This window comes from Streptomonospora nanhaiensis, from assembly GCF_026642255.1.
Taxonomy (GTDB): Bacteria; Actinomycetota; Actinomycetes; order Streptosporangiales; family Streptosporangiaceae; genus Nocardiopsis; species Nocardiopsis tropica.
The window spans coordinates 2,405,256-2,423,307 of sequence record NZ_CP113264.1; the positions used below are offsets into that span (position 1 = coordinate 2,405,256).

Consider the following 18,052-nt stretch of genomic DNA (forward strand, 5'->3'; position numbering starts at 1 on the left):
AAGCCCCATGCCCGACTACGGACACCCGCTGGAGTTCGGCGCCTTCGTCACGCCCGCGGCGCAGGACCCCGACCGGGCCGTCACCCTGGCCGAAATCGCGGACGAGGCGGGGCTGGACCTGGTCACCTACCAGGACCACCCCTACAACCCCGCGTTCCTCGACACCTGGACCCTGCTCAGCTGGGTGGCCGCCCGCACCACCCGGATCAGGGTGTCCGGCAACGTGCTCAACCTGCCCCTGCGCGGCCCCGCGATGCTGGCCCGCTCGGCGGCCAGCCTCGACCTGCTCTCCCGCGGCCGGTTCGAGCTCGGCCTCGGCGCCGGGGCCTTCTGGGACGGCATCGAGGCCATGGGCGCGCGACGCCTGACCCCGCGCGAGTCCGTCGACGCGCTCGGCGAGGGCATCGACGTCATCCGGGCCGTCTGGGACACCGACGCCCGCGGCGGGGTCCGCCTCGACGGCGAGCACCACTCCGTCCGGGGCATGAAGCGGGGACCCGCCCCCGCCCACGACATCGGCATCCACCTCGGCGCCTACAAGCCCCGCATGCTCCGCCTGGTCGGCGCCAAGGCCGACGGCTGGCTGCCCAGCCTCGGCTACCTGCGGCCCGAGGACATGGCCTCGTCCAACAAGACCGTCGACGAGGCCGCCCTGGAGGCCGGCCGCGACCCCCGACAGGTCCGCCGGATGCTCAACCTCGCCCAGAACGCCTTCCTGCCGACCAACCGCGGCTTCCTCCAGGGGCCGCCCGAGCAGTGGGTGGAGGAGCTGCTCCCGCTCGTCCTCGAACACGGCTTCTCCACGTTCATCGCCGCCTCCGACGACCCCCGCACCCTCCAGACCCTCGCGGCCGAGGTCGCCCCGGCCCTGCGTGAGGCCGTGGCCGCCGAGCGCGCCGGAGCGGGCACCCCGACGGGGCCGGTCCGCCCCGTCGCCGCCCTGGCCGCCCGCCGCACCGGCATCGACTACGACGCCGTCCCCGAGGCCCTGCGCGCCGACGCCGTCGAGCCCGGGGACAAGGGCTACGCCAAGGTCCGCCACGGCTACATGCAGCACGGCAGCCCCGGGCTGGTCCTGCGGCCGGGCGACGCCGAAGGGGTCGCCTCGGCCCTGGCCTACGCACGGGCCCAGGACGCCCCGCTCCACGTCCGCAGCGGCGGCCACGGCATCAGCGGCCGCTCCACCGGCGACGGCGGAGTCGTGGTCGACCTCTCCCGCATGGACGGCGTCCGGGTCCTGGACCCCGGCACCGGACTGGTGCGGCTCGGCGCCGGGGCCCGCTGGGGCGCCGTCGCCTCCGCGCTGGCACCCCACGGGCTCGCGCTCGGCTCGGGCGACCACGGGGGCGTCGGGGTCGGCGGCCTGGCCACCACCGGCGGGCTGGGCTACCTCTCCCGCGCCCACGGGCTGACCATCGACAACATCACCGCCGTCGAGGTCGTCACCGCCGACGGGGAGCTCGTGCGGGCCGACGCCGACCACCGCCCCGACCTGTTCTGGGCGATGCGCGGCGCGGGCGCCAACTTCGGGGTGCTGACCGCGGTCGAGGCCACCGCCGCACCGCTCCGCGACGTCGTCCTCGGCCAGTTCGCCTACGACGCGAGCGACACGGCCGGGTTCCTGCGGGCCTGGGGCGAGATCGCCGAGGCCGCGCCCCGCGAGGTCACCGCGTTCCTCACCACCGGTCCCGGGCGCGGGGGCGGCGGCCCCGTCGCGCAGGCGATGGTGGTCTACGCCGGGGACGACACCGACCTGGCGGTGCGGGCCCTCGAACCGTTCCTCGCTGCGGGGCCGGTGCTGGACCAGCGCGCCCAGGTCGCGCCCTACCCGGCGATCCTGCCCCATGACGACGCCCCGCACCGGGGCCACGGGCTGCCCGCGTCGCGGAGCGGGCTGCTGCGGCACATCACGCCCGAGCTGGCCGGGGGCATGGCCGAGCTGCTCGCCTCCGGCGACACGTACTTCATGCAGCTCCGGCAGGTCGGCGGGGCCGTCAACGACGTCCCCGCCGACGCCACCGCCTACGCCCACCGGACCCAGAACTTCTGCCTGGCCACCATGTCCTCGGGGCCGCGCGTGCCGCGCATGGACGAGCGCTGGGCGGAGCTGGAGGAGCACCTGGAGGGGATGTACCTCAGCTTCGACACCAGGACCGGGCCGGAGGTCCTCGCGCGGGCCTTCCCCGAACCCGTCCTGGGCAGACTGCGCGGCCTCAAGGCCGAGTACGACCCCGGGAACCTGTTCGACAAGAACTTCCCGATCCCGCCCGCGACCCGGGAGTGAGCGGGAGGGAGGGCGCGGCCGGGGGAGGGCCGGGGGTGCGGCGTCCGACCGGGGGAGCCGGCGGCCGGAGGGGTCAGCGCTCCTGACGCGCCGTCGCGTCGTCGAGGGCGTCGCGGATCTCGGGCGGCAGTTCCACGCCCTCCACCCCCAGGACCTCCTCCAGCTGGGCGAGGGTCCGCGGACCGGTGACGGCGGCGGCCACGCCCTCCTGGTCGCGGGCCCAGCTCAGCGCGACCGCCAGCGGCGGCACGCCCAGGCCCTCGGCGGCCGTGCACACCGACTCCACGACGCGGCGGCTGCGGTCGTCCAGGTACGGCTCCACGTACGGGGCCATGTGCGGGAAGGCCGCCCGCGAGTCCGGCGGCGTCCCGTTGCGGTACTTGGCGCTGAGCACCCCGCGGCCCAGCGGCGCCCACGCGATCACGTGGGCGCCCGCGGCCGCGGCGGCGGGCCGCAGTCCCCGGTCGGCGCCCCGGTTGAGCAGGGAGTACTCGGTGCCCACGCTCACCAGCGGGACACGGTCGGGCTGCGCCCTCTGCCAGGTGGCCAGGGTGGCGAACTGCCAGGCCTCCAGGTTGCCCGCGCCCACGTAGCGCGCCTTGCCCGCCGCGACCGCGGCCTCCATCGCGGCCAGCGACTCCTCCGGCGGGGTGGCCGGGTCGAACACGTGGAGCTGCCACAGGTCGACGTAGTCCGTCTGCAACCGCCGCAGCGAGGCGTCCAGGGACGCCAGCAGGTGCCGCCTGGAGGCGTCCACCGGCCGGTAGCCCTCGGGGGTGTGGCCGGTCTTGGTGGCCACCACCACGTCGTCCCGGCGCACGGCCGCGCGCAGCAGCCGCCCCAGGATCCGCTCGCTCTGCCCGCCCGTGTAGATGTCGGCGGTGTCCACGAGCGTGCCGCCCGCGTCCACGAACGCGGTGAGCTGCTGCCCGGCCTCCTCCTCGGAGGTGTCCTTTCCCCAGGTCATCGTCCCGAGGGCGGTACGAGACACCCAGAGCCCTGATCTGCCCACCTGTCGCTGTTCCATGCGGCGGAGAGTACCCTGTTCACCCGGAGTCGGCCCCGAGTACACCCTCGCCGCGTAGTCTCGGCGCAGCCCGGACCGGGGACGTTCGCCACGATCGCGGCTCGAACACGGCGGGGACCGAACCCTCTCCGTCCCCCGGGTGGCACACAGCCCGCCCCTCCGCGTACGCGCGCCCCGGCCGGGCCGTTCCCCAGCAGTGCTCCGGCGCCCCCTGGCACCGGACTATCCAGAAAGTCCGAAACCGCGTGTCCATCTTCGAGGCGGTCGTTCTCGGCCTCATCCAAGGACTCACCGAGTTCCTGCCTGTCTCCTCCAGCGCCCACCTGCGGGTGTTCGCGGCCTTCTTCAACTGGCCCGACCCGGGTGCGGCCTTCACCGCCGTCAGCCAGATCGGCACCGAACTGGCCGTGGTCGTCTACTTCCGCCGACGCATCTGGGCGGTCATCACCACCTGGTGCCGGTCCCTGGTCGACCGCGACCTGCGCGGTGACGTCAACGCCCGCATGGGCTGGTACGTCATCATCGCCAGCATCCCCATCGGGGTGCTGGGCCTCCTCCTGGAGGAGCAGATCGACGGCGTGTTCCGCGACCTGCGGCTGATCGCGCTCTCCCTCATCGTCTTCGGCGTCATCCTCGGCGCCGTCGACCACTACGCCCGCCGCCAGAACGAGCTGGAGGACCTCACCCTCGGCCGGGGCCTGGTCTTCGGCATGTTCCAGTGCCTGGCGCTCGTGCCGGGCGTCTCCCGCTCCGGCGCGACCATCACCGGCGGGCGCCTGCTGGGCTTCACCCGGCCGGCGGCGGCGGAGTTCGCGTTCCTGATCGCGATGCCCGCCGTGTTCGCCTCCGGCCTCTACAAGATGCTGGACATCGGCGGCAACGAGTACGCGGGCTGGGGCGCCACCCTCGTCGGCACCCTGGTCGCGTTCGTGGTCGGCTACGTGGTCATCGCGTGGCTGATGAGGTTCATCTCCACCCACAGCTTCATGCCGTTCGTCATCTACCGGATCGCCCTGGGCGTCGTCATCCTCGCCCTGGTCCTCTTCGGCGTGCTCGCCCCGGAGGGCGGAGCCGGGGTCGGCTGACCGGCTTCCCCGAGCGGTCCGGGGGCGCGGCCCGCCCAATCGGCGGGCGCGCCCCCGGACTCCGGCCCGGCGGCCCCGACCGGGCCTACCCTGGTGCCCATGGCGACACCAGCACCCCACGAGACCCCGACCGCGCCCGAGGCGGTCACCCTCCTCCTCGTCCGGCACGGGATGACCGACGCCACAGGGCCCCGCCTGGCCGGGCGGGCCGCGGGGGTCCACCTCAACGACACGGGCCGCGCCCAGGCCGCCGACCTGGCCGCCCGCCTGGCCGGACTCCGCCCGGCGGCCCTGGTCTCCAGCCCGCTCGAACGCTGCCGGGAGACGGCCGGGGCCGTCGCCGAACGGCTCGGCGTCCCCGTCACCGAGGACGAGCGCTTCCTGGAGTGCGACTACGGCTCCTGGACCGGGCGCTCGCTGGCCGAGCTGTCCGGCGAACCCCTGTGGCGCGTCGTGCAGGACCACCCCAGCGCCGCCCGCTTCCCCGGCGGCGAGTCGCTCGCCGCCGCCTCGGCCCGCGCCGTCGGGGCCGTCCGCGACTGGAACACCCGCCTGCTGCTGCCCCCGGCGGGGGCGGCGGTACCGTCCCCCGCCGGGGACGGGGACGCACCGGCCGCGCCGCCCGTGTACGTGGTGTGCAGCCACGGCGACATCATCAAGGCGATCGTCGCCGACGCACTCGGCATGCACCTGGACCTCTTCCAGCGCCTGCGCGTGGACCCCTGCTCGGTCACCTCCATCACCTACGCGCGCACCCGCCCGTTCCTCAACAAGCTCAACGACACGGGCGAGGGCCTGGCCGCCGGCCTGCCCACCCCGGCGGAGGCGGGCGGGGAAGCGGCCGTGGGCGGGGGAGCGGGGAGCCGGGCGCCGGCCCCGGGCACCGCCTGAGGGGCCGGGGCGGGCGTGGGCGCCGGGACCCCGTCCGGACCCGGCGCCGGGCCGCCCCGCCCGGCCCTGACGCTCCACCAGCGGATCCGGGGGGTTTGGCGCGGGGCCCGCGCTATCCCTTAAGGTTCTTTCCATGCCCGTCTTTCAGTTCAACCCGCCGGAGCGGTTCGTCGCAGGAACCGTGGGCCAGCCGGGAGACCGCACCTTCTTCCTCCAAGCGGTGGGAGAGGGGCGCATCACCAGCGTCGTGCTGGAGAAGGCGCAGGTCGAGGCGCTCGCCACCCGTATCGAGGAACTGCTGGAAGAAGTGAACCGGCGCTTCGGCTCCCCGCCGGACGACGTCGCCTCGCCCGAGGACGACGGCCCCCTCGAGCAGCCCATCGAGCAGGACTTCCGCGTGGGCACCCTCGCCCTGGCCTGGGACGCCGAGGCGGCCCGCGTCATCATCGAGGCGCAGGAGGTCGACGAGACCGCCGGCGAGGACCTGGTCGAGGACGACGAGGAGGAGCTGGAGGTCTTCGCCGAGGAGGCCCCCGCCCACCGCGACGTCCTGCGCGTCTACCTCACGCCCGGCGCCGCCCGCGCGTTCGCCGGACGCGCGATGAAGGTCGTCGCCGCCGGCCGCCCGGACTGCCCGCTGTGCGGGCGCCCGCTCGACCCCAACGGCCACATCTGCGCGCGCCAGAACGGCTACCGCCCGGACCGCCTCGTCTGACCTCGCCGTCGACGACGCCGCCGGCGGTCCCGACACGCTCACTCCCGACCCCCGGAGGGCCGCCATGAGGGACACCGCCGACGCCTTCGACGGCCTCAGCCCCTCCGTGGGGCTCGAACTCCTCCTCCACGGGGAGATCACCGTGGAGGGGCGCCTGACCGCCGCGTCCAACGCCACCCTGTACTGCACGGTCTCCGACGGCGTCCGCTCGGCGGCGTGCGTGTACAAGCCGGTGGCGGGGGAGCGGCCACTGTGGGACTTCCCCGACGGGACGCTGGCCGGCCGCGAGGTCTCCGCCTACGCCGTCTCCGAGGCTCTGGGCTGGGCGGTCGTGCCGCCCACGGTCCACCGCGAGGGCCCCTTCGGCGAGGGCATGGTGCAGCTGTGGGTGCACGGCGACACGACGGTGGACCTGGTCGCCCTGTCGAGGGAGACCGACAACACCGGCCTGCGCCGCATGGCGGTGTTCGACGCGGTCGTCAACAACTCCGACCGCAAGATCGGCCACCTGCTGCCCACCCCCGGGGGGCACCTGTACGGCTGCGACCACGGCGTCACCTTCGCCGAGGACTACAAGCTGCGCACGGTGCTGTGGCAGTGGCAGGGGCAGCCCCTGCCCGAGGACGTCGTGGAGCGGCTGGGGGCGGTGGGGGCCCAGCTCGAGGACTCCGGCAGCGCCCTGTCCGCGACCCTGCGCCGCCACCTGACCGGCCCGGAGGCCTACGCGGTCCGCAGCCGGGTGGAGCTGCTCGTGCGCCACGGCATCCACCCCTACCCCGCCCCGGACTGGCCGGCCGTCCCCTGGCCCCCGGTCTGACCGCGGCCCGCGCGGCGCCCCCGCCCGCGCCCCTCCCCGGCACGCCGGTCTCCGGCGCGATGATCCGGACGCGGGGGCGGGCGGCCCTGGGTGTCGGAAGCGTGGACGAGCGGTGTTCTCCCGCGCCCCGTCCCGGACGGGCGGGTGTGAGTCGTGTCCACTACCGGGGGGTAGGAATGGTGCACTACCGACCACGGCATGCACAATGGTGCACGTGAGCAACGAGTGGAACTACCTTTTCGACATGGACGGCGTCCTCGTACGCGAGGAACACCTGATCCCCGGCGCCGACACGCTGATCGCGGAGCTGCGCGAACACGGGACCCCGTTCATGGTGTTGACCAACAACTCCATGTACACCCCGCGTGATCTGCGCGCGCGTTTGCTCAACACGGGCCTGGACATCCCGGAGGAGTCCATCTGGACGTCGGCGCTGGCGACGGCGCAGTTCCTCCAGACCCAGCGCCCCGGAGGCTCCGCCTACGTCGTCGGCGAGTCGGGGCTGACCACCGCCCTGCACAACGTCGGCTACGTGATGACCGAGCGCAACCCCGACTACGTGGTCCTGGGCGAGACGCGCACCTACAGCTTCGAGGCCATCACCCGTGCGATCCGCCTGGTCCGCGGCGGGGCCAGGTTCATCGCCACCAACCCCGACGAGACCGGTCCGAGCGCCGAGGGCCCGCTGCCCGCCACGGGCGCGGTCGCCGCGCTGATCGAGAAGGCGACGGGGCGGCGCCCCTACTTCATCGGCAAGCCCAACCCCCTGATGATGCGGTCGGCGCTGCGCCGGATCGGCGCCCACTCCGAGAACACGCTGATGGTCGGCGACCGGATGGACACCGACGTGCTCAGCGGCCTGGAGGCGGGCCTGCAGACCGTCCTGGTGCTGACGGGCATCTCCGGCCGGGACACGGCCGAGCAGTTCCCCTACCGCCCCACACGGGTGCTCGAGTCGGTGAAGGAGCTCGTCGGCCACACGCAGGACCCCTTCAACCGCGGCTAGGGGCCGACCGGAACCGCCGCCCGTGCGGCGTGAGGGCCCCGGCCCGGATGACCTCGTACGTGCGGCCGACGCCGAACCCCGCCGCGGGTACGAGACCACGGGGCGGGGCCGCCGACCCCTTCGGCCGCGGCCGGGGGGCACGGCCGCCCGTCCCGAGGGGCGGACCCCCGCACACGACGACGGGGGCGGCGGACGCATCGTCCACCGCCCCCGTGTGTCGCGGGGTGGTCAGGCGCTCTGCCGCTGCTTGGCGAGCTCCTCCACCTTGGCCGCCTCCTCGCGGCGGCGGGCGCGCAGGAGGGCCAGGCGTTCGGCGAGGACCTCTTCGAGGTCCTCCATGCTCCGGCGCTCCAGCAGCATGTCCCAGTGCGTGCGCACCGGCTTGGTGTTCTTGGGCTCTTCGCCGTTGCCGTCCCGTCGGAGGGCGCGGTCGCCGCAGAAGCGGCACTCCCATTCGACGGGGATCTCGGCCTCGGTCGCGAACGTGACCGAGAAGCGGTGGCCCCGGGTGCAGTCGTAGGTGACTTCCTGCCGCGGAGCCAGGTCGGTGTTGCGGTCGTTCTCGTAGCTCGTCGCCCCGAGCCGGGTGCCGCGAAGTGCTCGCTCGGCCATCGTGTGGGTGCCTCCAGGCGCTTGTGCGGTCTCGCGGGGTGTAACACGTCGTTCCACGTCAAGATTCCCCGCTGACCTGAGGTCGAATCACCCCGGGAGCTCTCGGGGCCACTCGTCCTCGGAAACTTCGTCCGGCGCGCAGAGTCTGGCACATGTGACCTGCGGCACTCCAGGGTGCCCTTTTCGGGTGTGTCTCTATTCCGCGCGTCCTTGGAAGAAAAACATCCCGTACACCCCCTTTGTTCCATCGGTCGGCGCGTCGCGGTTCACGTGCCGGTCGCGGGCGCCGCGTGTCCGACGGTGCGGGCCGGGTGCTCCCGCGCCGCGGGGTGGGGCGGTCCGACCGGCCGCCGTCCGCTCGGAGGCCGGTTCGGCCCCCCGGCGGAACGGCGCGCACATGCGCTCCGTGTCCGTCAGGTCGCCGCCGTTCCCGGGGTGCGGTCGCCCGTGCGGGGAGAGGCGCGCCGCGGACGCGCGGTTCGGCGGGGCGGCCGCCCGGCTGTTCCGCGACCCCGTGGGCGCGCTAGTCACATCTGCCACATCTGTAACACGGGGCGCTTGTGCATGCTGTCGTGGCTGTTCACGATATGTGCGCCCGGATTGTCCGGACAATGGCGTTTGCTCATTTTCCGAGGGGTTGCGAAAGTGCCTATCACGTTGGGGAAGTCCTCTGCCCGGCGGGATGCGGGCGCCTGTGCCGTGTCCCCCATTGATTCTTCATTGTCCTGGCATGGTCGCTTCCATCGTCTGATGGTATGTTGACTCGCTGTGCGCCGAAAAGCGCTGGTTGAGACAATTACGTCCTTCCTTTCGGTGGACTCCCGTATGCGGAAAACGATCTTTCCGCGTGCCCTCGTGCACTGCCCGCAAGTGAAGACGCCGCCGGACGTGGAGCCCGATGACTGCCTGGAAGACCCCCCTCCCCCCGGGAGGCGCGCCGCAGGGGACGCGCGCCCCGCGCCGGCTCCTCCTGCTCCCGCTGGCCGCCCTGCCCTTCTGGGGCTGGACCCTGTGGGCCGTCCCCGGACTCCGGGAACTCCCGGCCGCCGCGGCGTCCGCCGCGCCCCTCCTGCTGCTCGTGGCCCTCGCCCTGCTCCTGGACCGCCGCGACCGCCGGGTCCGCGAGCTCGGCGCCGAGCTCGCCGGCCTGCGCACCGACACCGCCGCGCTCGCCGACGAGCACCTGCCCCGGCTGGTCGAGCGCCTGCGCGCCGGGGACTCCGCCGAGACCGCCCTGCACCGGCTGCCCCGGATCGACGACCCCGGAGCGCACGCCGCGCTGAAGGCGGTCGCCGCGGAGATCGCCGCCGCCGAACGCCGCAGGTCGGCCGCCATGGTCGCCTGCGCCACCGCGGCCGGGCGGGTCCAGGCGCTCACCACCACGATGCTCGCCGACCTGCGCCGGATGCAGGAGCGCCACGGCGACGGCTCCGGCGACGACGTCCTCGGCGACCTCATGCACCTGGACCACAGCACCGCCCAGGCGGGACGCATCGCCGACAGCATCGCCGTCCTGACCGGGGCGCGCTCCGGCCGCCGCTGGGGCCGCGCCATCGCGATGGAGAGCGTCGTCCGCGGAGCCATGGGGCGGATCGGCGCCTACCGGCGCGTCCGCGTCCACAACGTGTCCGAGCAGGCCGTCGCCGGGTTCGCCGCCGAGGGCGTCATCCACGCCCTCGCCGAGGTCCTCGACAACGCGGCCAAGTTCTCGCCGCCCACCGCCGAGGTCCACGTGCACGTGGAGGAGGTGCAGGCCGGGATCGCCGTCATGGTCGAGGACGGCGGGCTGGTCATGGGGGAGGAGGCCCTGCGCCGGGCCCGCAGCGCGGTCGAGAACCGCCTCGACCTCTCCGCCATCTCCGGCACGCGACTGGGGCTGTCGGTCGTGGGCCGGATCGCCCACCGGTACGGCCTGTCGGTCTCCTTCCGCCCCTCCTCGCGCGGCGGCACCGCGGTCGTCCTGCTCCTGCCCCGCAAACTCGTCAAACCGCTGCCCGAGCCCCCGGTCCGACCGGAGCCCGAGGAGGCCCCCTCCACCCCGGTCCGCCCGGGGACCGCGGACACCGGGACCGGACCGCTCCCCGCCGCGGCGCCGGCCGCCGCGGACGGCGGGCTGCCCCAGCGCCGCCGCGGGCAGACCCTCGCGGCGGCCGAGAGCGCCGGGCCCCGACCCCGTACGACACGTCCCGCCACCGCGGCCCAGGGGTTCGGCGCGTTCCGCTCCGCTGTGCGCGGCCAGGACCCGACCGGATCACCGAAGGACGCATGATGGACCTCGACACGTTGACCTGGCTTCTCGAAGGCCTCCTCGAACGCACGCCCGGCACCCGCCACGCGCTCGTCCTGTCACGCGACGGGCTCAAGCTGTGCCACAGCGCGGGCCTGCGCGCCGACAGCGCCGACCACCTCGCGGCCATCGCCGCCGGGGTGCAGAGCCTGGCGCACAGCGCGTCGGTGGAGTTCGGCGACGGAGGGGGCGGCGTCCGCCAGGCCATGGCCGAGTTCTACGGCGGGCTGCTGTTCATCGTCGAGGCGGGGCACGGGGCCCACCTCGCCGTCATCACGTCGGCGGAGGCCGAGCCCGGCCTGGTCGGGCACAACATGAACGAACTCGTCGAGCAGATGGGCGAGCACCTCACCACGCCGCCGCGCGCGGTCCCCGGACCGGCATGAGCGGCGCCCACCGCCACGAGGGGCCCGACCGGCTCTACGTGATCACCTCCGGCCGGAGCGGGGGAGCCGACGAGTCGCTGGACGCGGTCACCCTCGTCGTGGCCGAGAGCGAGGCCGTGCCCGGCATGCAGTCCGAGCACGCCGAGATCCTGCGCCTGTGCCGGAACCCGACGGCGGTGGTGGAGGTGTCGGCGCACCTGCGCCTGCCCGTGGCGGTCGTGCGCATCCTGCTCACCGACCTCCTGGACACCGGCAGGATCACCGCGCGCCACCCCCGGCCGGCCCCCTCGCCGGCCCAGCCCCTCGCCTCACCGGACGTCCTGGAGAAGGTCCTCGTTGCACTCCACAACCTCTGAGCCCCCCGCACCCGGGCCCCGCACCGCCGAGGCGCCGCTGCCCGGGACCACGGAGCAGGCCCTCAAGATCACCGTCCTCGGGGGCTTCGGCGTCGGCAAGACCACCCTGGTGCGCTCGGTCAGCGAGATCCGGCCGCTCGACACCGAGGAGACCATGACGCGGGCGGGCGCGGCCGTCGACGACCTGGAGGGCGTCGAGGGCAAGCGCGCCACCACCGTCGCCTTCGACTTCGGCCGCATCACCCTGGACGCCACCGCCGTCCTGTACGTGTTCGGGGCGCCCGGCCAGGAGCGCTTCTGGTTCCTGTGGGACCGCCTCTTCGCCGGGTCGCTCGGCGCGGTCGTCCTCGTGGACACCCGCCGCCTGGAGGAGTCCTGGTACGCCATCGACCGGCTGGAGGCCCAGGGGACCCCCTTCGTCGTCGCCCACAACGACTTCGGGGAGACCTCCCACGGCCTCGACGAGGTGCGCGCCGCCCTCGACCTCGACCCGGCCGTCCCGCTCGTGCGCTGCGACGCCCGCGAGCGCGACTCGGCCAAGCAGGTCCTGATCTCGCTGGTCCGGCACGTCCGCTCCCTCGTCGCGGCGCGGAGCGCCCGGTGAGCGGCCCCGGCGAGGCCCCCCGGCCCCGGCCGCCCGCGCGGCACTAGCACCGGTGCCGGCGCCGCCGAGGTCCGGCACACGCCCATCCCCAGGCCACGCGCGCGACCGGGCACGAGCCGGTCGGCGCGGGGCAGCGCCCCCTCCAGGAGAGGAACCCCGTGCGAGGCCAGCCCGTCAAGCTGTACGACCCCGCGTTCAACGCCGACCCAGAGGGCTTCTACCGGTCCATGCGCGAGGAGCACGGGCCGGTCGTGCCCGTGCTCATGGACGGTGACGTCCCCGCCTGGCTGGTCATCGGCTACCAGGAGCTCCACCACGTGCTGAGCGACCACGGCGTGTTCGCCCGCAGCCCCCGGCGCTGGAACGCCTGGGACAGGGTGCCGGAGAACTGGCCGCTGCTGCCGGTGCTGGTCCCGCTCCCCAACCTGCTCTCGGCGGAGGGCGAGGACCACCGGCGGCGGGTGCGGGCGGTCAACGACGCCCTCGACGGCGCCGACCCGCACGAGCTGCGCATGGTCGCCACCCGCATCGCCGACCGCCTCGTCGACGGCTTCTGCGCCTCCTCCTCGGCCGACCTGCGCTCCCAGTACGCCCAGCGCCTGCCCTCCCTGCTCCTGTGCTGGATGTACGGCATGGACGACGACCGGGGCGAGAGGATCGCCTCCCTCATGGGGACCGTCTTCGACGCCGGCCCCGACTCCCAGAGGGCCCACGCCGAGATCGCCGCCGAGCTGGCCGGGCTGATCGCCGCCCGCAGGGCCGAGCCCGGGCCGGACGTGGTCTCCCGGATGATCGCCCACCCCGCCGCCTACACGGAGGAGGACCTGGTCGCCGAGCTCGTGGCGGTCCTGGGCGGGGCCCACCAGACCACCTCGGAGTGGATCGGCAACGCGCTGCGCCTGATGCTCACCGACGACCGGTTCTCCGCCTCCCTGTCCGGGGCGCGCAGCAGCGTCCAGGAGGCCCTGACCGAGGTCCTGTGGGAGGACTCCCCGTCGCAGATGAACGCCGGCCGCTTCGCCGTCCACGACGTGGAGCTGGGCGGGAAGGTCGTCCGCAAGGGCGACCTGCTGCTGCTCGGGTACGCCGCGGCCAACAAGGACCCGCGCGTGCACGCCGGCCCGCGCGCGCCCGGCGGCGGGACCAACCACGCCCACCTGTCCTTCTCCCACGGAGAACACGGCTGCCCCCACGCCGCGCGGGGGACGGCCGAGACCATGGCCATCACGGCCATCGAGGTCCTGCTCGACCGTCTGCCCGACATCGAGCTGGCGGTACCCGCCGACGAGGTCCGGTGGCGTCCGTCGCCCTGGGTCCGGGGGGTCGTCTCCCTCCCGGTCACCTTCACTCCAGCACCCCCCCAAGGAGTCATCTGATGCCCTGTCCCGTTCAGCACACCCCCGACGGAGCGGTCCTCGTCCACGCGGTGCCCGAGGACGTGCAGGCCGACCGCGAGCGCCTGTACCAGGAGGGCCCGGTCGTGCGGGTGGAGCTGCCCGGCGGCGTGCGCGCGTGGGCCACCACCCACCACGAGGTCAGCCGGGCCACGCTCAACGACCCCCGGTTCGTCAAGAGCGTCGCGCACTGGGCCGACTTCCAGAGCGGCGCGGTCACCGCGGAGTGGCCGCTGATGGGGACCATCCCCACCGACGACACCAACATGCTCGCCCTGGACGGCGCGCCGCACCGCAGGATGCGCCGGCTCATCGCCAGCCCCTTCTCGGCGCGCCGGGTCGAGAGGCTGCGCCCGCGCATCGAGGCGCTGACCTCCAAGGCCCTGGACGCGCTGGAGGAGCGGGCGGGCGAGCGGCTGGACCTGCGGTCGGAGTTCACGTTCAAGGTGCCCATGGCCGTGATCGGCGAGCTGTACGGGGTGGCGGAGGAGGAGTACACCAACCTGGGCGAGATGTACGCCAAGCTCTTCTCCGGCACCACCGAGGAGGGGGAGCACCTCCAGATCTACGCGACCCTGTTCCAGTTCTTCGCGGAGATGACGGCCCGCAAGAGGGCGGCCGTGGACGAGCACGACGACTTCACCGCCGACCTGCTCCGGGCGGGCGAGGGGGAGGACGACGCCCTCAGCGACACGGAGATCGCCGTCACCCTGCTGACGGTGGTGGCGGCCGGGCACGAGACGACGGTCAACCTGCTCAACAACGTGGTGCGCGCGCTGCTCGCCCACCCCGGGCAGCTCGACCGGCTCAGGCGCGGCGAGGTCACGTGGGACGCGGTGGTCGAGGAGACCCTGCGCTACGACCCGCCCAACAACGTCATGATGTTCCGGTTCGCCACCGAGGACGTCGAGATCGGCGGCCAGACCATCCGCAAGGGCGAGGCGCTGATGACGCACTACGGCGCCGCGACGCGGGACCGGCAGGAGTTCGGGGAGGAGCCGCACCCGTCGGTGTTCGACCCGGACCGGACGCAGGGCCGCCACATCTCCTTCGGGTACGGTCCGCACATCTGCCCCGGCGCGCCCCTGTCGCGCCTGGAGGCCGGGATCATCCTGCCGATGCTCTTCGAGCGCTTCCCCGACCTTCGCCTGGCGGTCCCGGACGAGGAGCTGGAGGTCGTGGCGGCGCTGTCGGTGACCAGCCTGCGGGAGTTCCCCGTCGTCCTGCGCCCGTAGACGGTCCGGCCGGGGCAGGGGCCCCAGGGAGGGGCGGCCCCTGCCCCGGCGGAGCGGGAAACCGTCGACAACTCCTTACGCCGACAAACCCCTGCATTGACGACGCCGAGTCATAAAATCGGCGGGTCGTGGGTTCTCGCGGAGAACACGGGGGAAACGGGAATGGCGTCGATCCGGCTGGCCGCCGCCGCGGCCGTCATCCTCCTCGGGGCCGCCGCGGCCGGCTGCGACGCCGCCGGGGTGCGCCTCCCGCCCGGCGGCGGGCACGCGCCGGCCGCGCCGTCCGAGCCCGACGGCGCGCGCCCGGCGCCCGGGCCCGCCCGCACCCCCGGCGGGGAGGAGGGGCCCCGCACCGGTCCGGGGACGGACCCGGAGGAGCGGCCCTCCGCCTCCGACCCCGCGACGGGGGAGGCGCGGGAGCCGGAGGAGGCCCCCGAGGAGGCCGTCGCGGCGTACATGGAGGCGCTCGCCTCCGGCGACCCCGCACGGATGGCCGCCGGGCTGGCGTACGCGGCCGAGGGCTCCACGGCCCACGACTACCTCGCCCACCAGGTGTCCGTCGCCCGCGCCGGGGCCGACGGGGGCAGCCCCGCCGCGGTCTTCGAGGCCGAGCGCACCGCCCACGGCTGGAAGCTGTGCCGCGAGTCCGACCCCGGAGGCGCGCCGGGCTGCTCCGGGTACCGGGGCTTCACCGCGCAGGACGGGCTGGTCGGCGGCCTGCGCGTGAACGGCGGCGACCCCGGTCCGGGCCTGCTGGTCCCTGCCCCGGGCACGCGTCCCCGGGCGGAGTCCGCGGGGGTGAGCGCCACCCTGCTGACCGCCTACCGGTCGACCACGGCCAAGGCCCTGGTGGTGACGGTCGGCTTCGAGACGCGCGAGAACGCCGACCTCGACCTGGGGCAGGCCGTCTACCGGAGCGGGAGCGGACACGAGAGCCGGGTGGACGCCGTCGCGGGACGCCGCGAACTCGACGCGGGGACCCTCGCCCGCGCCGCCTTCCACCTGCCCGGGGCCTCCTCGGGCGGCGTCCTCCGGGTGGGCGGCTGCCTGGAGGAGTGCTCCTCGCTCGTCGAACTGGCGGTGCCCGTCCGGTGAGCGCCGGGGCCGTGGCGGAACCGGGCGGGGGCCGCCCTCCGGCGTCGTCGGGGCTGTGGCCCCACGGAGGCCCCGGTGATAGATTGTGGCGCCACACGGCGCAATTCGTACGAAAGCTATGAGGACCCCGGGCTCGCGCCCCCGGTCCGGACACCGCGGGTGACCACGCGGCCCGGCGCCCGGCTGCCGCGCAGACGGGCCGGGTCGCTCCCCCTACCCCCCGGGGGAGCGGCCCGGCCTCCCGCCGGGAGCGCCCGGGGACCGGCGAGGCCGAGCACGTGCGCGGTCGAGGAGACTCCCACAGGGAGCGCCCCGGGACGCGCCCGCCCTACCTCGCGCGGCGCACCCGGGCCTCGTCCCACACCGGCTCGGGGGCCTCGTACACGCCCCCGTCCGCGCCGAACACGACGAACCGGTCGAACCCCCGCGCGAACCACCGGTCGTGCGTGACCGCCAGGATCGTGCCCTGGTAGGTTTCCAGCGCCGACTCCAGCGCCTCCGCCGACACCACGTCCAGGTTGTCCGTCGGCTCGTCCAGCAGCAGCATGGTCGTCCCCGACAGCTCCAGCAGCAGCACCTGGAACCGCGCCTGCTGGCCGCCGGACAGCGTGTCGAACGCCTGCTCCGCGGCCGGCGCCAGCTCGTAGCGGTCCAGCGCCCGCCCCGACTCCTCCCGCGGGATCCCCCGCCGGGACCCCTCGCCCCGGTGCAGGATGTCCAGGAGCGTGCGGCCCGCGAACTCCGGGTGCTCGTGGGTCTGCGCGAACCACCCGGGCAGCACGCGCGCGCCCAGCCGGGCCGTCCCGGAGTGCTCCACGGAGGGCACCCGCGCCCGCTCCTCCTCCGACAGCGGGGTCGACTCGGGGGCGCTGCCGCCCCCGGCCAGCAGCCGCAGGAAGTGCGACTTCCCCGACCCGTTCGAGCCCAGCACGGCCACCCGCTCGCCGAACCAGACCTCCAGGTCGAACGGGCGCATCAGCCCCGTCAGCTCCAGCCCCTCGCACACCAGGGCCCGCTTGCCGGTGCGCCCGCCGCGCAGCCGCATCCGCAGGCTCTGCTCCCGGGGCAGGTTCTCCGGCGGCCCCGCGTCCTCGAACCGGCGCAGGCGGGTCCGGGCCGACTGGTACCGCGAGGCCATGTCCGAGTTGTAGGACGCCTTCTGCTTGTAGGTGGCCACCAGCGCCCTCAGCTTGGCGTGCTCCTCGTCCCAGCGCCGCCGCAGCTCGTCCAGGCGCTCGAACCGCTCGCGGCGCGCCGCGTGGTAGGTGCCGAAGGCGCCCCCGTGCGTCCACGCGGTGTTGCCCGCGGCGCCCAGCTCGACCGTGACGATGCGGTCGGGGACCCGGCTCAGCAGCTCGCGGTCGTGGGAGACGAACAGCACGGTCTTGGGGGAGGCCAGCAGGGCGTCCTCCAGCCACCGCTTGCCGGGCACGTCCAGGTAGTTGTCCGGCTCGTCCAGCAGCAGGAGCGGCGACGGCCCCCGCAGGAGGGCCTCGATGACCAGGCGCTTCTGCTCACCGCCCGACAGGGTGCGCACCTCGCGCCACCGGCAGCGCTCGTAGGGGACGCCCAGTGCGGCCGTGCAGCACTGGTCCCACACCACCTCGGCCTCGTAGCCCCCGGCGTCCCCGTAGCGGGCGATCGCCCCGGCGTAGCGCATCTGCGTCTTCTCGCCGTCGTCGACCATCATCGCCGCCTCGGCGGCCTCCACGTCGGCGTGCGCCTCGCGCACCGCCGCCGGGGACACCGACACCAGCAGCTCGTGCACGGTGGTCTCGTCGCGTACGTGCCCGATGAACTGCGGCATCACCCCCAGCTCGCCGTCCAGGGTGACCGCTCCCTCCCCGGGGCGCTGATCGCCGCGCACGATCCGCAGCAGGGTGCTCTTGCCCGCGCCGTTGGCGCCCACCAGCGCCGTCTTGGAACCCTCGCCCACCCGGAAGGACACCGCGTCCAGCAGGACCCGCCCGTCGGGAAGGGTGTGACTGACCTGGTTGACGTCGATGTAACCCAAGACCGCTCTCCACGTGGGGTTCTGCCGGGACGCGCGGGGTCGCCGGGCGCGTCCCGGAAGGCTTCCACGCCCCGCTCCGCGTCGGCAACCCGTTTTCCGCGGGGCGCGGTCCCGCCCGACCGGGCGGGCGGGACCGCGCCCCGGACCGGGGCCCGCGCCGCGCGGCCGGACAGTCCGTGGCCGAGGTGACGGCGGTCCTGCGCGAGGGGGCCGCGCCGCGCGGCCGGGCCGCCGCCGGGTCGGC

Annotated in this window: 16 protein-coding genes; 13 read left to right on the forward strand and 3 right to left on the reverse strand. The window is 74.6% G+C overall.

Features of this window, described 5'->3' with window-relative positions:
- The first annotated feature begins 7 nt into the window (after positions 1-7).
- Complete coding sequence (locus tag OUQ99_RS10480; RefSeq protein ID WP_267949236.1) at positions 8-2,284, forward strand: LLM class flavin-dependent oxidoreductase; 2,277 nt, start codon at positions 8-10, stop codon at positions 2,282-2,284.
- Between the two features lie 73 nt (positions 2,285-2,357).
- Here the strand turns inward: OUQ99_RS10480 and OUQ99_RS10485 are convergent, their stop codons facing one another.
- Complete coding sequence (locus OUQ99_RS10485) at positions 2,358-3,311, reverse strand: aldo/keto reductase (RefSeq protein WP_267949237.1); 954 nt, start codon at positions 3,309-3,311, stop codon at positions 2,358-2,360.
- Between the two features lie 245 nt (positions 3,312-3,556).
- Here OUQ99_RS10485 and OUQ99_RS10490 point away from each other — a divergent pair, with 245 nt between their 5' ends.
- From OUQ99_RS10490 to OUQ99_RS10510, 5 genes are all read left to right on the forward strand, one after another.
- Positions 3,557-4,396, forward strand: coding sequence for an undecaprenyl-diphosphate phosphatase (locus tag OUQ99_RS10490; protein ID WP_267949238.1), 840 nt, complete (start codon positions 3,557-3,559; stop codon positions 4,394-4,396).
- Positions 4,397-4,495: 99 nt separating this feature from the next.
- Entirely contained in the window at positions 4,496-5,287 is a 792-nt protein-coding gene (locus tag OUQ99_RS10495; RefSeq protein WP_267949239.1) for an MSMEG_4193 family putative phosphomutase, read from the forward strand.
- Positions 5,288-5,420: 133 nt separating this feature from the next.
- The gene (locus OUQ99_RS10500) at positions 5,421-6,002 is read left to right on the forward strand and encodes a DUF3090 domain-containing protein (protein ID WP_267949240.1); all 582 of its coding nucleotides are present in this window, start codon (positions 5,421-5,423) and stop codon (positions 6,000-6,002) included.
- A gap of 64 nt (positions 6,003-6,066) precedes the next feature.
- Positions 6,067-6,819, forward strand: coding sequence for an SCO1664 family protein (locus OUQ99_RS10505; protein WP_267949241.1), 753 nt, complete (start codon positions 6,067-6,069; stop codon positions 6,817-6,819).
- A gap of 205 nt (positions 6,820-7,024) precedes the next feature.
- Positions 7,025-7,825 carry an HAD-IIA family hydrolase gene (locus OUQ99_RS10510; RefSeq protein WP_267949242.1) on the forward strand — a complete coding sequence of 267 codons (801 nt, stop codon included), beginning with the start codon at positions 7,025-7,027 and terminating at the stop codon, positions 7,823-7,825.
- A 228-nt stretch (positions 7,826-8,053) separates the two neighbouring features.
- Here OUQ99_RS10510 and OUQ99_RS10515 read toward each other — a convergent pair whose 3' ends face one another.
- Positions 8,054-8,437: an RNA polymerase-binding protein RbpA gene (locus OUQ99_RS10515; RefSeq protein WP_267949243.1), complete on the reverse strand. Its 384-nt coding sequence runs from the start codon at positions 8,435-8,437 to the stop codon at positions 8,054-8,056.
- 898 nt (positions 8,438-9,335) lie between these two features.
- Between OUQ99_RS10515 and OUQ99_RS10520 the strand changes: the two genes are divergently transcribed.
- The 7 genes from OUQ99_RS10520 to OUQ99_RS10550 all read left to right on the forward strand — a co-directional run bounded on the left by OUQ99_RS10520 (position 9,336) and on the right by OUQ99_RS10550 (position 15,794).
- Positions 9,336-10,706: an ATP-binding protein gene (locus OUQ99_RS10520; protein ID WP_267949244.1), complete on the forward strand. Its 1,371-nt coding sequence runs from the start codon at positions 9,336-9,338 to the stop codon at positions 10,704-10,706.
- The gene (locus tag OUQ99_RS10525) at positions 10,706-11,110 is read left to right on the forward strand and encodes a roadblock/LC7 domain-containing protein (protein ID WP_267949245.1); all 405 of its coding nucleotides are present in this window, start codon (positions 10,706-10,708) and stop codon (positions 11,108-11,110) included. The genes OUQ99_RS10520 and OUQ99_RS10525 overlap by 1 nt, the downstream gene beginning before the upstream one ends.
- On the forward strand, positions 11,107-11,466 hold the full coding sequence (locus OUQ99_RS10530) for a DUF742 domain-containing protein (protein ID WP_267949246.1): 360 nt from the start codon (positions 11,107-11,109) through the stop codon (positions 11,464-11,466). The genes OUQ99_RS10525 and OUQ99_RS10530 overlap by 4 nt, the downstream gene beginning before the upstream one ends.
- Positions 11,447-12,070, forward strand: coding sequence for a GTP-binding protein (locus OUQ99_RS10535; protein WP_267949247.1), 624 nt, complete (start codon positions 11,447-11,449; stop codon positions 12,068-12,070). Before OUQ99_RS10530 ends, OUQ99_RS10535 begins: the two co-directional genes overlap by 20 nt.
- Before the next feature lie 158 nt (positions 12,071-12,228).
- Positions 12,229-13,446: a cytochrome P450 gene (locus OUQ99_RS10540; RefSeq protein WP_267949248.1), complete on the forward strand. Its 1,218-nt coding sequence runs from the start codon at positions 12,229-12,231 to the stop codon at positions 13,444-13,446.
- Positions 13,446-14,699: a cytochrome P450 family protein gene (locus tag OUQ99_RS10545; RefSeq protein WP_267949249.1), complete on the forward strand. Its 1,254-nt coding sequence runs from the start codon at positions 13,446-13,448 to the stop codon at positions 14,697-14,699. Before OUQ99_RS10540 ends, OUQ99_RS10545 begins: the two co-directional genes overlap by 1 nt.
- A gap of 162 nt (positions 14,700-14,861) precedes the next feature.
- Positions 14,862-15,794: a hypothetical protein gene (locus OUQ99_RS10550; RefSeq protein WP_267949250.1), complete on the forward strand. Its 933-nt coding sequence runs from the start codon at positions 14,862-14,864 to the stop codon at positions 15,792-15,794.
- Positions 15,795-16,122: 328 nt separating this feature from the next.
- Here the strand turns inward: OUQ99_RS10550 and OUQ99_RS10555 are convergent, their stop codons facing one another.
- Positions 16,123-17,808 carry an ABC-F family ATP-binding cassette domain-containing protein gene (locus OUQ99_RS10555; RefSeq protein ID WP_267949251.1) on the reverse strand — a complete coding sequence of 562 codons (1,686 nt, stop codon included), beginning with the start codon at positions 17,806-17,808 and terminating at the stop codon, positions 16,123-16,125.
- Positions 17,809-18,052: the final 244 nt, after the last annotated feature.

Excerpts from the sequence above, each read along its gene's own strand:
- OUQ99_RS10480 (WP_267949236.1), top strand. The coding sequence starts at position 8 with ATGCCCGACTACGGACACCCGCTGGAGTTCGGCGCCTTCGTCACGCCC.
- OUQ99_RS10485 (WP_267949237.1), bottom strand. The coding sequence starts at position 3,311 with ATGGAACAGCGACAGGTGGGCAGATCAGGGCTCTGGGTGTCTCGTACC.
- OUQ99_RS10495 (WP_267949239.1), top strand. The coding sequence starts at position 4,496 with ATGGCGACACCAGCACCCCACGAGACCCCGACCGCGCCCGAGGCGGTC.
- OUQ99_RS10500 (WP_267949240.1), top strand. The coding sequence starts at position 5,421 with ATGCCCGTCTTTCAGTTCAACCCGCCGGAGCGGTTCGTCGCAGGAACC.
- OUQ99_RS10505 (WP_267949241.1), top strand. The coding sequence starts at position 6,067 with ATGAGGGACACCGCCGACGCCTTCGACGGCCTCAGCCCCTCCGTGGGG.
- OUQ99_RS10510 (WP_267949242.1), top strand. The coding sequence starts at position 7,025 with ATGGTGCACGTGAGCAACGAGTGGAACTACCTTTTCGACATGGACGGC.
- OUQ99_RS10515 (WP_267949243.1), bottom strand. The coding sequence starts at position 8,437 with ATGGCCGAGCGAGCACTTCGCGGCACCCGGCTCGGGGCGACGAGCTAC.
- OUQ99_RS10520 (WP_267949244.1), top strand. The coding sequence starts at position 9,336 with ATGACTGCCTGGAAGACCCCCCTCCCCCCGGGAGGCGCGCCGCAGGGG.
- OUQ99_RS10525 (WP_267949245.1), top strand. The coding sequence starts at position 10,706 with ATGGACCTCGACACGTTGACCTGGCTTCTCGAAGGCCTCCTCGAACGC.
- OUQ99_RS10530 (WP_267949246.1), top strand. The coding sequence starts at position 11,107 with ATGAGCGGCGCCCACCGCCACGAGGGGCCCGACCGGCTCTACGTGATC.
- OUQ99_RS10545 (WP_267949249.1), top strand. The coding sequence starts at position 13,446 with ATGCCCTGTCCCGTTCAGCACACCCCCGACGGAGCGGTCCTCGTCCAC.
- OUQ99_RS10550 (WP_267949250.1), top strand. The coding sequence starts at position 14,862 with ATGGCGTCGATCCGGCTGGCCGCCGCCGCGGCCGTCATCCTCCTCGGG.